The sequence below is a fragment of the Microbacterium sp. Leaf161 genome, from assembly GCF_001423645.1.
In the GTDB taxonomy this organism is placed as follows: domain Bacteria; phylum Actinomycetota; class Actinomycetes; order Actinomycetales; family Microbacteriaceae; genus Microbacterium; species Microbacterium forte.
The window spans coordinates 997,886-1,011,862 of sequence record NZ_LMOW01000001.1; the positions used below are offsets into that span (position 1 = coordinate 997,886).

The window sequence follows — 13,977 nt, forward strand, 5'->3', positions numbered from 1 at the left end:
GAAGGAGACGGAAGGAGACGGAGACGGAGATGGAGAAAGAGAAAGAAAAGGAGAAAGAGACGGAAGCGAAAAGGAGAAAGAGAACGAGAAAGAGAAGACGAAGGAGACGTAGGAGGAGAAAGGGAAGGGGAAGGGGAATTAGCAGGCGGAGCGCGAAAACTAGTGAATACAGGTAACTATGTAGTACCATCACAATCATGGAACTGCTTTTCGTCGACCGCCTGCTGCTGATCGCAGACCTCTTCCAGAGGGACATGGCCCGCGCTTTCGACGGCACCGGACTCACGACAGCCCGCGTGCACCTGCTCTGGGTGCTGCAGCACGCCGGACCGTCGACGCAGCAGACACTGGCACAGCTCTGCGATGTCACCCCTCGCAACATCACGGGGCTCGTCGATGCTCTCGAGAAGTCGGGGCATGTTCGCCGCACCCCGCACCCGACCGATCGACGTGCCGTCCTGGTCGAGCTGACCGAGGCCGCCACCGCGACGATGGCGCGGATGCAGGACGAGCACGCGCAGCTCAACGAGACGCTGCTGTCGGCGATCGACCCCGCCGACCGCGCGGCCGTCGAACGCGGCCTCGCGGCCGTGGCAGCACACCTCGAGCACCTCGTGACCACCGCCGCCACGCCCGCTCCCGAGAGCACGGGCGAGCCCTCCACGCCCGGAGACGCACCGTGACCGAACAACTGCAGACGACGGGCCCGACCCCGATCGCGCGCATCCTCAACTTCCTCCATCGCGCATGGATCGCCGAGCTTCGCGTCTACTCGAGCATCGCCCGCGCGATCGCCCGCCGCCCCGCAGTCCCGAAGGGCGGTACGGGAATCGGCTATCACCGCCCCGTGCTCACGGTGCTGTTCATCTTCATCGGCCTCTCCGCTGTCGAGATCCCGATCCTCGACCTCATCGTGCACCAATGGCCCGCCGTGCGGATCACGCTGCTGGTGCTCGGAATCTGGGGCGTCACCTGGATGGTCGGCCTGCTGTGCGCGATGCTCATGCGGCCGCATTCGGTGGGGCCCGACGGAGTGCGGGTGCGCAGCGGGCTCGAGCTCGATGTGCCGATCGGATGGGCCGACATCGCGTCGGTCGCGATCGACCGCCGGGTCGACGAACCCAAGCAGCCACGCATCACCGGTTCGGAGTACGCCGAGCGGATGCAGGATGAGACCAACATCGAGATCGAGCTCGAACGCCCGGTCGCGATCCGGCTCCCGGGCCTCGCTCCGAAGGGCGGAGTGCACCATGTCGACCGCATCCGGCTGTGGGCCGATGATCCTCGCGCCTTCCTCGACGCGGCTCGACCCTTCCTGACAGCGGCCTGATCAGTCGAGACCGCGCTCCGCGAGCCACTGCTTCGCCACGAGCACCGGAGCCCTCACGAGCCACGCATCCGCGATGATCTCGGCCAGCCGGCCGCGATCGACCGCGTCGAGCTGCACCAGCAGGCCGGGGTATCCGTCGAAGTGCGGAATCGAGAACAGACCCTCGGGCTCTGCCGCCAGCAGCATCGCCTTCTCCTCGAGGCTCGCGACTCGCACGCCCAGCACCGGCCCGTCGGGCCAGACGAGCCCGAGATCTGCGAGCTGGCGAAGATCGACCTTGCTGGCGCCGCGCACCCAGGCGATCTGACCGCTCGGCAGCCGCCAGGAAGGCTCGCCCGTGTGACCGCCCACGCGCTCGGTCACACCGGGCAGCGCGAGCGCGATCTCTCGAACGTCATCGACTGTCGCCATCCGCCCATCGTCCTCCCGTGAGGCAGCCCGCCACAATGGCGACCGCGGATGACGGAGGTCTCAGCGCACGATGCGCAGCGTCCGCACCTCGAACGGCCGCAGACGCAGCTCGCCGCCCACGCGCCCGTCATCCAGCGCGTCCTCGATCAGAGAGACCTCGCGGATCTCGCTGTGCTCGAAGTCGGCAGCGAGCGACCCGACCGCACGGCGCCCGAGCGCCTCGTAGAGGCGGACGATCACGTCGCCCGAGCCGTCGTCGGCGAGCTTCACACCCGAGACCACGATGCCCTCGCCCTCGACGCTCACGAGCGGTGCGACCTCGTGCGCGCCGCGCACGAGCGTCGGCAGCGAGTTGAGGCGGATGCCCTCGGCGGTCGCGATCGCGGCGTCCGCACCGACCACGAACCCGATCTCGATCTGGTGGTGGCCGTGATCGGTGCTGGGGTCGGGGAACCGCGGCGCGCGCAGCAGCGAGAGCCGCACAGTGGTCGTGACGGCCTCATCCGACACCTCGCGCGAGGTGTCGTAGCCGTAGATCGAGTCGTTCACGAGCGCGACGCCGAAGTCCTGCTCGCGCACCAGCACGAAGCGGTGCATCGAGGTCTCGAACTTCGCCGCCTCCCAGCTGGTGTTCGTGTGCGTCACCCGCGCCTGGTAGCCGAACTGCGTCTCGGCCTCGGTGTGCGTGGCCTGGACGTCGAGCGGGAACGCGAGCTTGAGCAGCTTCTCGGTCTCGTGCCAGTCGATGTCGTTGCGGAGCAGCACGGTGCGCTGACCGGGCGCGAGGGTGATGGTCTGCTCGACCGTCGACTGCGAGAACGACCGGGTCACGACGACGGAGGCCGTGCCGTCGACGACGGATGCCGAGATCGAGTCGACCGCGGTCAGATCGTCGACGCTGTTGCGGTAGTACTTGTCGATGTCCCAGGCGTCCCACATGTTCGGGAAGTCCTGGTGCAACTGGAACAGGTTCGCCGCGCGCCCCTCGGCCACCGCCTCGCGACCCGACGTCTTGTCGACCGCTGAGACGATGAGCCCCTCGGAGGAGATCAACACGGAGACGAGCTCATTCTCGAGGCGCCACCCGCCGTCTTCGCCGGAGAGCATGACGGATGCCGGGGCAGGCGCCTCGACGAAGCCCGCCCCGAGCGCGCGTCCACCGCCACCGACCGACGTCGGCACGAACCGCAGCTCACGATCGCCCTCGCCCGCGAGCGAGCGACGCGCGGCATCCGCGATGTCCCGGGCATCCGACAGCACGTTCGTGAGGACCTCGACGGCCTCGCGGTGCACCCACGCGATCGACGTGCCCGGCAGGATGTCGTGGAACTCGTGCAGCAGCACGGTCTCCCACAGCCGATCGAACTCGGCCTGCGGGTATGCGGCTCCGGTGCGCACGGCATCCGTCGCCGCCCACAGCTCGGCCTCGACCAGCGCGTGCTCGGCCCAGCGGTGCAGCGCCTTCGTGGCGTGCTGGCTGGTGAGGGTTCCGCGGTGCAGCTCGAGATAGAGCTCGCCGACCCAGACGGCCGGGTTCGGCAGCTCGGCGCGGGCGGCGTCGAAGAAGGTGTCCGGGTGCTCCCACACGACACGCGCGCTGCCCTCGAGGTTCTCGAGGCGCTTCGCCTTGCCGGTCATCTCACGCGTGGTGCCTCCACCGCCGTCGCCCCAGCCCACTGGCGCGATCGACCGCGATGTCACGCGGTTCTCCTTGAACTGACGCGAGGCCTTGGCGACCTCCATGCCGCTGAGCTGGGAGTTGTAGGTGTCCATCGAGGGGAAGTGCGTGAACACCTGCGAGCCGTCGATGCCCTCCCAGAGGAAGGAGTGGTGCGGGAAGACGTTCTGCTGGTTCCACGAGATCTTCTGCGTGAAGAACCACTCGAACCCGGCACGGCGCATGAGCTGCGGCAGAGCAGGCGAGTAGCCGAAGCTGTCGGGAAGCCAGACACCCTTCGAGCGGATGCCGAATTCGCGTTCGAAGAACCGCTGACCGTACGAGAACTGACGCACGAGCGACTCCCCGGTCGGCATCACGGTGTCGGATTCGACCCACATTCCGCCGAGCGGCAGGAAGCGCCCCTCGGCGACGGCGGCCTTGACCCTGGCGTACACCTCGGGGCGGTGCTCCTTGAGCCACGCGTACTGCTGCGCGCTCGACATGCCGTAGAGGAAGTCCGGCTGCTCGTCGATGAGCGTCGTCATCGACGAGGTGGTGCGGGCCACCTTGCGGATCGTCTCGCGCACCGGCCACAGCCAGGCGGAGTCGATGTGCGCGTGCCCGATCGCCGAGATTCGGTGCGCGCTGGCCTCGGCGGGGGCTGCGAGCACGCCCGCCAGGCGAGCGCGGGCATCGGATGCCGTCTGCACGATGCGCTGCAGATCGAGCACATCGAGGGCGTCGTCCATGGCCTGCAGGATCTGCATGCGTCTCGGCGACGTCGCCGGCAGCTCGGCCTGCAGCTCGAACAGCACCTCGAGGTCGAGGGACAGCTCGAAGACCTCCTGCTCGAAGACGGCGAGGTCGATGCGGCGGGTGCGATACAGCGGCTCGCGGGACGACGTCTGGATGTCGCCCTCCTGCGTCGGCAGGAAGGGGTGGTAGTCGAGCAGCACCGGGTTGGCAGCCGCCTCGAGATACAGCTCGACGGGCTCGTCGCCGTGAGCGTCCTCGGTGATCGGCAGCCACTGGTTGCGCGGGTTGATGCTCTTGACCGGACTGCCGTCGGGCCGGTAGACGAGCGCCTCGCACTGGAAGCCCGGCATGTTGATGTCGAATCCGAGGTCGATGACGGCCTCGACCCGGCGGCCGGCCCATTCGGCGGGCACGCGACCGGTGATCTTGAACCAGGTCGTCGACCAGGCGGGGCCCCACATGCTCGGCACGGAGGCCGGGGCGAAGTCGAGAGCGAGCCCGTCCGCGGGGCTGATCGGCTCACCCGGGAGCTGGTTCACCTCGATCGTCAGGGGCACGGATGCGGAGTGGACGGCCGGGCGGATGCGCTCGTCGAGCACCCGCTTGACGCGGCCGACGGTGAGCGAGGTGTCGTCATGCATGGTGTGATTCTCCGGGCTCGACGGTGAGAGGGGACCTGACTCGCGCCCGGGAGTCGGGCGGTTGCCGACAATGCTATCGGATTTACTAAAGCGATCTAGTAAACCCGCCCGGAATCACGCTCGACAGCTTCCGAGCGGCTAAACCGATCAAGTAGTGTGAGGCGCATGACCTCGGGCAAACGCGTCACCATCGCGGACATCGCGCGCATGGCCGGAGTCTCGCCCGGAGCCGTGTCGTTCGCGCTCAACGGGCGCCCCGGCGTGAGCGACGAGACCCGTCAGCGCATCCTCGCGATCGTCGAGGAGAACCACTGGCAGCCCAGCTCCGCGGCGCGCGCCCTGGTCGGCGCCCGCGCCAACACGGTCGGCTTCGCACTCGCGCGTCCCGCCCGTTCGCTCGGATCCGAGGCGTTCTTCACCGACCTCATCGCCGGCATCGAGTCGCGGCTCTCCGAGAGCAAGGTCAGTCTGCAGCTGCGCCTGGTCACCGACATCGCCGAGGAGATGGAGGTGCATCGGCAGTGGCGGTCGTCGAACCAGGTCGACGGCATCATCCTCATCGACCCCCGCGACGACGACCCCCGCAGCGACCGGATCGCGGCGCTCGACGCTCGCGCGGTGATGATCGGCTCGAAGCCCTCCCCCGAGGGAGCAGTGCCGAGCGTCTGGATCGCCGACGACGAGGTGGCCGAGACGCTCTTCTCCTACCTCGCCGCACTGGGACACACGCGCATCGCCTATGTCGCCGGCCCCGCCGAGCTCGAGCACACCCGTCTGCGCGCCGAGGTGCTGCACGCCATGGCCCCCGACGGCATCGCCGGCGAGGTGATCACGACCGACTTCTCCCCCGCCAGGGCATCAGCCGTCACACGTGCCCAGCTCTCGGGCCGCCTGCGCCCGACGGCGATCGTCTACGACAACGACGTGATGGCCGTGGCCGGCCTCAGGGTCGCCCAGGAGATGGGCCGCGCCGTTCCGCGCGACGTCTCGATCGCATCGTTCGACGACTCGGTGATCGCCGGCCTGATCAACCCGTCGATCACCGCGATGACCCGTGACACGTTCGAGCTCGGCGAGCAGGCCGCGACACTGCTGCTGCAGCAGATCGTCGCCGGCCTCAACCTGCCCAGCGCTCAGGGCCCGACGCCGACCCTCACCGCCCGCGAGAGCACGGCTCCGCCGGCGGCAGCATCCTGACGACGGCTCTCCGGCGTCTCGCGATGTCGTCGTCAGCCGTCGACGACGGTGTTGACGGAGCCGTAGGGGTCGACCCCGCTCGTCGAGAGATCAGGACGGATGAGGCGACGGATGCCGCGCGCGGCGAGCGTCGCGTCGTCGAGAGCCGTCTGCGACGTCACGAACGCGGGGTCGAGGCCGGCCTCGCAGGCATCCACCCAGGCCTGGAAGACCGCACCCCCGGGGCTGAGAGCCGCCCGGCTCACCGGCACCTCGCGCTCGTCGACGTCGACCACGATCGCCGCCTCCCGCGCAGGCGCCGCGCTGCGCTCGCGCAGTTCGGGGATCAGCTCGGCGAACCGCCGGCCGAGGGGCTTGGCCGCGCCGCTCTGATCGATCAGGCCGAGCGAGTACTCCAGCTCGGGGAAGTCGCCGAGGTCGCGGCTCACGTCGTGCGAGCACCACCAGGTCACGCCCCAGAGGTTCTCCGTGCGCACCGCCGACCGCAGCGTCGCCTCGAGGAAACCGGGCATCTCGCTCTCGTCGAGGCAGTTCGACGGTGCACCCACCTCCTGCAGCCACACGGGTCGATCGAGATCCGTGGCGAAGGCGCGGGAGAGCTCGATGAGGTATTCGGCGTGGCGGTCGGCGGCGACCGACCTGCCACCGTAGCGCTGAGCCGTGCCGTTGAAGATCCAGGAGTGGATCGTGGTCATCTCGCCCAGGCGCGACGCATGCGCGGGGGTGAAGCCGTGCCCGTCCATGTACCAGACCGCGTCGTACTCGCTGTGGACGTGCGAGAGACCGGGTGCCGCTCCTTCGGCGGCAGCGAGCAGCGACTCGATCCAGTGCCCCGCTTCGTCGGTCGTGACCGGCCAGGGCGACGGATGCGTGTGCGCCGAGAACTGGTTCGTCTCGTTGCCGAGGGTCAGCCCCAGGAAGTTCGGGGCGTCGCGCAGCGCGCCGGCGAGCGTCTGCACGAGGTCGACCTGCCCGCTGAGCGCTGTCGGGTCGGTGAACATGTTGCGGTCGTGCCAGGTGTAGAGCCAGGAGGGCACGAAGTCGAAGCTCGACAGGTGCCCCTGGATCACGTCGACGCTCGCGTCGAGCTCGAACTCGGCAGCGATGTCGACCATGGCGCGGACATCGTCGATCGCCTTCGTGCGGATGAGCGTGCGGTTCGGCTGCAGCACCGTCCACAGCGGGAAGACCCTCACGTGGTCGAGTCCGAGCTCTGCGAGAGCCGCGAAGTCGCGCCGCACGTCATCGGGGGTGAAGTCCAGCCAGGAGTGCATCCAGTCCTTCGACGGCGTGTAGTTCGCCCCGAATCTCAGGCGAGCATCGAGAGCGCGGCGCTGCGTCATGTGTCCGGACCTTTCCGACAGAGCCCTCCGGCGAGGACATTTCGCACCACTATAACGCTTGAGCACGAGGCCGCCACCCGGAATTCCGCTATCTGCATGCACGCGGAGCGTCGAGACCTTGACAGAGACCGCGACGGATGGTTTCATCTGCTAAAGCGTTGTAGTCCGCCGGACGGACACCGCCAATCGCCCGCCTCGAGGAAGAAGCACGATGAAAGTTCCCGCACGCATTGTCGCTCTGGCAACGTTCACGATCGGCGCCATGGCGCTCGCCGGCTGCACCGGAGGCGGCGCCACATCGGGTGCCGCCGGTCCGATCGACACCTCCGGTGAGCTGAGCGGAACCATCCAGTTCCAGACCTGGTCGCTGAAGAACGAGAAGTTCACCCCCTACTTCGAAGACCTGATCGACGCGTTCGAGAAGGAGCACCCCGATGTCACGGTCGAGTGGCTCGACCAGCCGGGCGACGGCTACCAGGAGAAGATCCTGAGCCAGGCGAACGCCGACACCCTCCCCGACGTGCTGAACCTGCCGCCGGACATCGCGTACCCCCTCGTCGCCGCCGGCAAGCTCGTCGACCTCGAGACGGCGGATCCCGACCTGAAGTCCGGGTACAACGCCGGCGCATGGGATGCGTACAGCCAGTACCCCGGCGTCGAGGGCACCTACGGTCTGCCCTGGTACCTCTCGAGCGACGCCTCGTGGTGGAACCTCGCACAGCTCGCCCCCTACGGCGTCACGGAGGAGAACCTCCCCACGACGGTCGACGAGCTGCTCACCCTCGCGAAGGACGTGGCCACCGAGTCCGGCGGCAAGGTGCAGCTGCTGTCGTCGATCCCCGCTCTCGACACATTCACCTCCGCCGGCATGGAGGTCATCAACGACGAGGGCGAGTTCGACTTCAACACCGAGGAGGCCGCCGCGATCATCGAGAAGTACGCCGACGCGTATGCGGCCGGGGCGATGCCCGCCGAGGCTCTGACCGGTGACTACGGCGGAAACGCCGAGGCCTACATCCAGGAGAAGGTCGCCTTCACCACCGGCGGCACCGGCTTCACGACCGACCTCGCCAAGGACGCGCCCGCGCTGCTGGAGAACACCGTCGCCACGCAGCGTCTCGGCATCCCTCCGCTCTATGTGCAGGGACTGAACGTCTCCGCCGACTCCGACAACAAGGAGGCCGCACTCGCGTTCGCCGAGTTCGCGACGAACGAGGTGAACCAGGTCGCCTTCTCGTCGCTCGCCGTCGGCACCGCGCCCGGCACGTCGTCGGGTGGTGACGCCGTGGTCGAGAACATCTCGTCGTCGATCACCGACGAGAAGCAGCTGTCGGCGATCGACACCGTGTTCACCGCGATGGAGGATGCCAAGGCCATCCCGTTCCAGTGGACGTCCGACATGGCCACGTACATGACCCAGCAGATCGCGCTCGCCGTCAACGGCGAAGCCGACGCGCAGGAGCAGCTCGACAAGATCGTCGAGTACGCCAACGCCAACCGCGTGGACAAGTAAGCCATGAGCGCGCACACCAGCATCCGGAGCCGGAGGAAGAGCATCACGTCCCACCGGTGGTTCACCCCGTGGCTGCTCCTCGGCCCCGCCGTCATCTGGGTGCTGGTGTTCGCGCTCTGGCCGTTCCTCAACACCGTCTTCCTGAGCTTCACCGACGCGCGCCCCCTGCGAACCCCCGAGTTCGTCGGCGGGGCGAACTACGAGCGGATGTTCGGCGACGAGATGTTCTGGAACGCCCTCACCACGTGCATCATCTACGTGGTCGTCTGCGTGCCGCTGCTCACGATCCTCCCGCTGCTTCTCGCGCTGCTCGTGCAGAAGAAGCTGCCGGGTATCGCGTTCTTCCGCACCACCTTCTACTTCCCCGTCATCGCCTCGGTGGTCGTGGTCGCGCTCATCTGGACCTGGCTGTTCGACAGTCGCGGCATCATCAACCAGACGCTCGAGTTCCTCGGCCTGGTCGACAAGCCGATGGCGTTCCTCGTAGACCGCTGGCTGCTGCTCGGCTGCGCGATCCTGCTGACGGTGTGGAAGGGCCTCGGCTACTACATGGTCGTCTACCTCGCCGCCCTCGGCAACGTCGGCAAGGAGCTGCATGAAGCGGCGATGCTCGACGGAGCAGGGTCGTTCCGCCGCTTCCTCTCGGTGACGATCCCCTCGGTGCGCGGTGCCATGCTCCTGATCGCGGTACTCATAGCGGTCTCGGCCATGAGGGTGTTCGCCGAGCTCGATGTGCTCTCGAAGAGCACCGGCGGGCCGGGCGGCTACGACATGTCGCTGGTCATGCTGATCCGTCAGGTCGGCTCCGGTCTCAACGGCAACATCGGCTACGCCTCGGCGATCAGCGTCGCCCTGTTCCTCCTCACCCTGATCCCGCTCGCCGCGATCGCCATCATGAATCGCGAGAAGAAGGCGAAGGTCCCCGCATGAGCACGCTCACCCCGCCGCGCGTCGACGACGACCGGCGTCCCGACGATCAGACCGCCGCGACCGCACGCGAACGCATCTTCCGCCGCCGCGGCTCAGGCGACTTCAGCAAGCCGACGCTCGGCGGGCTGATCGGCCGCTACGCTCTGCTGCTGTTCGTGCTCGTCCTCGTGATCGGCCCGTTCGTCTGGCAGCTCTCGACCTCGTTCAAGGGCCCGCAGGAGAACATCTACTCCTTCCCGCCGAACCTCATCCCCCGCGAGCCGACGCTGCAGAACTACGCCACCGTCGCCGAGATCGTCCCGGTCTATCTCTACGCCTGGCACTCCCTGCTCGTCTCAGTCGGCACGGTGCTCAGCAACGTGATCCTCGCCACGTTCGCGGGCTACGCCCTCGGCTGCATGCGCTTCCGCGGCAAGTGGATCGTCATGGCCATCCTGCTGTCGACCCTGCTCTTCCCCGGCGAGGTCACCGTGACGAGCAACTTCCTCACGATCCGCGCGCTCGGCCTCGCCGACACCCTGTGGGGCGTGTTCCTGCCCGGCGCGATCAGCGCCATGAACGTGCTGCTCGTCGCCACCGCGTGCCGGATGATTCCCCAGGACGTGCTGGATGCCGCGACCGTCGACGGCGCCACGACCTGGCAGCGCATCCGCCATATCGTGTGGCCCAACATCCGGGGCATGGTCTCGGTCGTCGCCGTCTTCGCCTTCATCGGCGCGTGGGACGACTACCTCTGGCCCCTCATCGTGCTCTCCGACCCGTCGAAGTACACGCTGACCGTGGGCATGGCCTATCTGAACAGCAGCTTCTCGGTCGACCCGCGCCTGATCGCGGCGGGCACCATGATCGCGCTCGTGCCGATCGTGATCATGTTCTCGTTCACGCAGCGGTTCTTCTTCAAAGGCGTGCAGGAGGGCGCGGTCAAGGGGTGAGCACCGTGCACCTCATGCCCGCCGACGGGCCCGCAGACCCTCCGTCGTCTCGCCCTCGGGCGGGCGTGCTCCCCGGCCAGGTCTTCGCCTTCTCCTTCGATCCGTCGGCCGGCGAGCAGCGGATCGACGTGCCCGGACTCGCAGACATCCCCGTCGCGTCCGACACCGTGCTGCACTGGGCGTTCTATGCCGACGGCGCCGACGCGACCCTCGCCCCGCATGCGGCGCTCGCGGCGACCGTCGATGCGCGGCGTGCCGACGGCGCGAGGCTGAGTGACATCGCCGCCGTGCGCGACCGGTACGATTTCCCGCTCACCGCCGATGCGCAGTTCGGGGCCCGCTGGAGTCTGCCGGAGCAGTGGAACGCCGACACGGTGTCTCTCGCCCCGCTGTGTTCGGGTTCTGTGCCGCACACCTCGGTCACCGTCGAACTCGTCCTGGGCACAGGATCCCTGGCGACCGACGCGGATCTCCCCTCGCGCGTCAGCGGCTTCGTGCAGTGCGTCGTCGAGGAGATGCCGGAGCACCCCACGGCGGCGAAACTTCCTCCCGTCGAACGGGTCGACACCCGTCGAGGCACACACTCCGGACCGCGCTTCTCGCGCGGCAACACGATCCCCGCGGTCGCCGTTCCGCACGGCTTCACGTTCGTCACTCCGGCGACCGATGCCTCGGACACCCGTTGGCCGTACCGCCCCAGCATCCACGACGACCCGCCGGGGCGACGCCTCGAAGCGCTGCAGTTCTCCCATCAGCCGAGTCCGTGGATCGGCGATCGCTCGGTGCTCCAGCTCATGCCGTTCGACGGACGCCCGATGTCTGACCGTGGGGAGCGTCGACGCTGGATCACCCCCGGGTCCGAGCGCGCCCGCCCGCACGAGTACGCGGTCGACCTCGGCGGACTGCGCGCAGAGATGACCGCGACCTCGCACGCCGCCGCCTTCCGGGTGCGCGGCGCCGAGGCCGACGCCATCGTCGGGTTCGTGATCGATCAGCCGACCGATGAGGGACGCCTGACCTGGACCGATGACGGCGGCTTCGAAGGGTGGACGCCGGAGGGCACCGAGGACTGGGGCAACGCTCCGCGCTGCTACTTCGCGGGCGTGGTGCTGCGCAACGAGGGCGACGACGCGTCGGGCCCGCGCGGCGCTGCGTCGGGCCCGCGCGGCGCGCTCGACGACGCCGAGCGGGTGCACGTCGCCGGCTATGTCGGCGGGCGCGGTTCGCTCGAGGTGCGCGTGGCGGTGTCGTTCGTGTCGGTGGAGCAGGCCAGACGCAGCCTCGACCTCGAAGCACCGGCAGAGGTGACATACGAAGACTTGCGAGCGGCATCCGCAGCATCCTGGAACCGTGTGCTGGGGCGCGTGACCATCCCGCCGCTCCCCGAGGCGGAGGCGCCGTATCGCCGATTGGCGCACGAAGAGCATCTGAGCCGGATCGCCGCGGCCCTGCACCGGATGCATCTGTATCCGAACACCGCCGCCGAGAACGCGGGAACCGCCGATGCCCCGATCCCTCGATTCGCCGACGTCTTCGCGGCGCGAGAGCCGTTCGGCGAACGCACCACCAGCGCCCCGATCGTCGACGGCGAGCTGGTGGTGAACAACGGCTACTGGGACACCTACCGCACCGAATGGCCGGCACTCGCGCTGCTCGACCCTGCGCTGACCGGCAGGCTGCTCGACGGACAGCTCGAGCAGTATCGTCGGGGAGGCTGGATGGCCCGGTGGAGCGCCCCGGGATACGTCGACAGCATGGTGGGAACGTCGAGCGACCAGATCTTCGCCGACGCCGCCCGGTGGGGAGTGGAGTTCGACCATGCGGAGGCGTTCGAGAGCGGCTGGCGCAACGCCTGCGAGCCGGGGCCCGATGCGCTGCGCGGTCGCAAGGGCATCGCCCGCGGGCGCTTCACCGGATTCATCTCGTCCGACGTGCCGGAGGGCATGAGCTGGACCATCGAGAACGCCGTGAGCGATGCGGCGCTCGGCCGGTTCGCCGCGCAGCTCGCCGCCGATGCGGAGTCCGCACAGGATGCCGCGCGCTACCGCTCTTCCGCCCGGTACTTCGCGAACCGGGCACTGTCGTACCGCACCCTGTTCGATGCGGACTCCGGCTTCCTCCGTGGCAAGGACTCCGCAGGCGGCTTCACGCCGGGCTTCGACCCACGCACCTGGGGCGGCGACAATGTCGAGACGAACGCCTGGGGCATGTCAGTCGGCGCCGTGCACGACGGAGCCGGACTCGCGACGCTGCACGGCGGCCGCGGCGCCTTCGGCCAGCATCTCGACGACCTCTTCGCGGAGCCCGAGACCGCCGACGAACGCTTCGGCGGAGCATACGGCGCGGTCATCCACGAGCAGCGCGAGGCGCGGGCGCTGCGCTCCGGCATGTGCGCGATCTCGAATCAGCCCGCCCACCACATCCCATTCATGTACGCGTTCAGTGACCGGCCGTGGCGCACCGCGGCGATCGTGAACGAGCTCGCCGCCCGCCTCTTCGCGGGCGCCCACATCGGTCAGGGCTTCCCCGGCGACGAGGACAACGGCGAGATGAGCGCGTGGTGGCTGTGGGCGGCTCTCGGGCTCTACCCGCTCGAGCTCGCGTCGGGAGTGCTGCGGATCGGGTCCCCCCTCTTCGACGACATCCGCGTCGATCGCGCCGACGGGTCCTCGCTGCGCATCCGCTCTCACCGCAGCGAGCCGGCCGCCCACGTGCTGCAGAGCGCGCGACTGGACGGGGTCGATCTCGATCGCGCCGAGCTCCCCATCACCACGCTGGCCGGTGACGCCGACCTCGAACTGATCTTCGTCACCGATCCTTCGGATGCCCTCGAGACGGGCGAGCACGCACCCGCAGCCCACTCGACCTGGTGTGGCGATCTGACGGCCGAGCGAGCCGATGTGATCGCAGCGGCATCCGTCGTCGATGCCCGGCGCCTCTTCGACGACGGCGAGCATGGCGGTTCGAGCGGCGTCGCCCTGGCCACCGGTGAATGGGCGGGATGCCGCTTCGCCGAGCCCCGCGCCGTGAGCGACCTCACCGTGACGATGGTCGCTGCAGCCCCATCGTCGCGCCTGCAGTGGGAGGTCATCGATGAGGACGGGAACTGGACCGCGGCACCGACCACGCACGACGCGGAGCTGGCCGCAGACCGCACCACCCCGTTCGAGCTGGCGTCACGGGTCGTGACCCCGGCGATCCGCGTGCGGGCGGAGGCCGGGGTCACGATCCGTCAGATCGAGGTCTTCGACCTCGGGTGATCAC

10 protein-coding genes are annotated in these 13,977 nt (G+C 68.6%); 7 read left to right on the forward strand and 3 right to left on the reverse strand.

What is annotated here, in order from left to right:
• Positions 1-197: 197 nt before the first annotated feature.
• Both ASF87_RS04895 and ASF87_RS04900 read left to right on the forward strand, forming a co-directional pair.
• Positions 198-683: a MarR family winged helix-turn-helix transcriptional regulator gene (locus ASF87_RS04895; RefSeq protein WP_157550005.1), complete on the forward strand. Its 486-nt coding sequence runs from the start codon at positions 198-200 to the stop codon at positions 681-683.
• On the forward strand, positions 680-1,330 hold the full coding sequence (locus tag ASF87_RS04900) for a hypothetical protein (RefSeq protein WP_157550006.1): 651 nt from the start codon (positions 680-682) through the stop codon (positions 1,328-1,330). The genes ASF87_RS04895 and ASF87_RS04900 overlap by 4 nt, the downstream gene beginning before the upstream one ends.
• On the opposite strand, the gene ASF87_RS04905 is transcribed toward ASF87_RS04900, so the two are convergent.
• Both ASF87_RS04905 and ASF87_RS04910 read right to left on the reverse strand, forming a co-directional pair.
• Positions 1,331-1,741, reverse strand: a complete 411-nt coding sequence (locus ASF87_RS04905; RefSeq protein ID WP_056374618.1) for an MmcQ/YjbR family DNA-binding protein — start codon at positions 1,739-1,741, stop codon at positions 1,331-1,333.
• A 60-nt stretch (positions 1,742-1,801) separates the two neighbouring features.
• Positions 1,802-4,798: an alpha-mannosidase gene (locus ASF87_RS04910; protein WP_056374620.1), complete on the reverse strand. Its 2,997-nt coding sequence runs from the start codon at positions 4,796-4,798 to the stop codon at positions 1,802-1,804.
• Between the two features lie 165 nt (positions 4,799-4,963).
• On the opposite strand from ASF87_RS04910, the gene ASF87_RS04915 reads away from it, so the two are divergent.
• Positions 4,964-5,995 (forward strand): LacI family DNA-binding transcriptional regulator, encoded by a 1,032-nt coding sequence (locus ASF87_RS04915; RefSeq protein WP_056374622.1) that lies wholly within the window; start codon positions 4,964-4,966, stop codon positions 5,993-5,995.
• A gap of 32 nt (positions 5,996-6,027) precedes the next feature.
• On the opposite strand, the gene ASF87_RS04920 is transcribed toward ASF87_RS04915, so the two are convergent.
• Positions 6,028-7,338 (reverse strand): glycoside hydrolase 5 family protein, encoded by a 1,311-nt coding sequence (locus ASF87_RS04920; RefSeq protein ID WP_056374625.1) that lies wholly within the window; start codon positions 7,336-7,338, stop codon positions 6,028-6,030.
• 211 nt (positions 7,339-7,549) lie between these two features.
• Here ASF87_RS04920 and ASF87_RS04925 point away from each other — a divergent pair, with 211 nt between their 5' ends.
• From ASF87_RS04925 to ASF87_RS04940, 4 genes are read left to right on the forward strand one after another with little or no spacing between them, the layout of a single operon-like run.
• Positions 7,550-8,851, forward strand: a complete 1,302-nt coding sequence (locus tag ASF87_RS04925) for an ABC transporter substrate-binding protein (RefSeq protein ID WP_056374626.1) — start codon at positions 7,550-7,552, stop codon at positions 8,849-8,851.
• Between the two features lie 3 nt (positions 8,852-8,854).
• A complete protein-coding gene (locus tag ASF87_RS04930; protein WP_200933695.1) occupies positions 8,855-9,781 on the forward strand; it encodes a carbohydrate ABC transporter permease in 927 nt (308 codons plus the stop codon).
• A complete protein-coding gene (locus tag ASF87_RS04935; RefSeq protein ID WP_200933696.1) occupies positions 9,778-10,713 on the forward strand; it encodes a carbohydrate ABC transporter permease in 936 nt (311 codons plus the stop codon). The genes ASF87_RS04930 and ASF87_RS04935 overlap by 4 nt, the downstream gene beginning before the upstream one ends.
• Positions 10,710-13,973, forward strand: a complete 3,264-nt coding sequence (locus ASF87_RS04940; RefSeq protein ID WP_235558865.1) for a GH92 family glycosyl hydrolase — start codon at positions 10,710-10,712, stop codon at positions 13,971-13,973. Before ASF87_RS04935 ends, ASF87_RS04940 begins: the two co-directional genes overlap by 4 nt.
• Positions 13,974-13,977: the final 4 nt, after the last annotated feature.

What these genes read in the sequence shown, in the direction of transcription:
- ASF87_RS04895 (WP_157550005.1), top strand. Translation starts at nt 198, where the DNA reads ATGGAACTGCTTTTCGTCGACCGCCTGCTGCTGATCGCAGACCTCTTC.
- ASF87_RS04905 (WP_056374618.1), bottom strand. Translation starts at nt 1,741, where the DNA reads ATGGCGACAGTCGATGACGTTCGAGAGATCGCGCTCGCGCTGCCCGGT.
- ASF87_RS04910 (WP_056374620.1), bottom strand. Translation starts at nt 4,798, where the DNA reads ATGCATGACGACACCTCGCTCACCGTCGGCCGCGTCAAGCGGGTGCTC.
- ASF87_RS04915 (WP_056374622.1), top strand. Translation starts at nt 4,964, where the DNA reads ATGACCTCGGGCAAACGCGTCACCATCGCGGACATCGCGCGCATGGCC.
- ASF87_RS04920 (WP_056374625.1), bottom strand. Translation starts at nt 7,338, where the DNA reads ATGACGCAGCGCCGCGCTCTCGATGCTCGCCTGAGATTCGGGGCGAAC.
- ASF87_RS04925 (WP_056374626.1), top strand. Translation starts at nt 7,550, where the DNA reads ATGAAAGTTCCCGCACGCATTGTCGCTCTGGCAACGTTCACGATCGGC.
- ASF87_RS04930 (WP_200933695.1), top strand. Translation starts at nt 8,855, where the DNA reads ATGAGCGCGCACACCAGCATCCGGAGCCGGAGGAAGAGCATCACGTCC.
- ASF87_RS04935 (WP_200933696.1), top strand. Translation starts at nt 9,778, where the DNA reads ATGAGCACGCTCACCCCGCCGCGCGTCGACGACGACCGGCGTCCCGAC.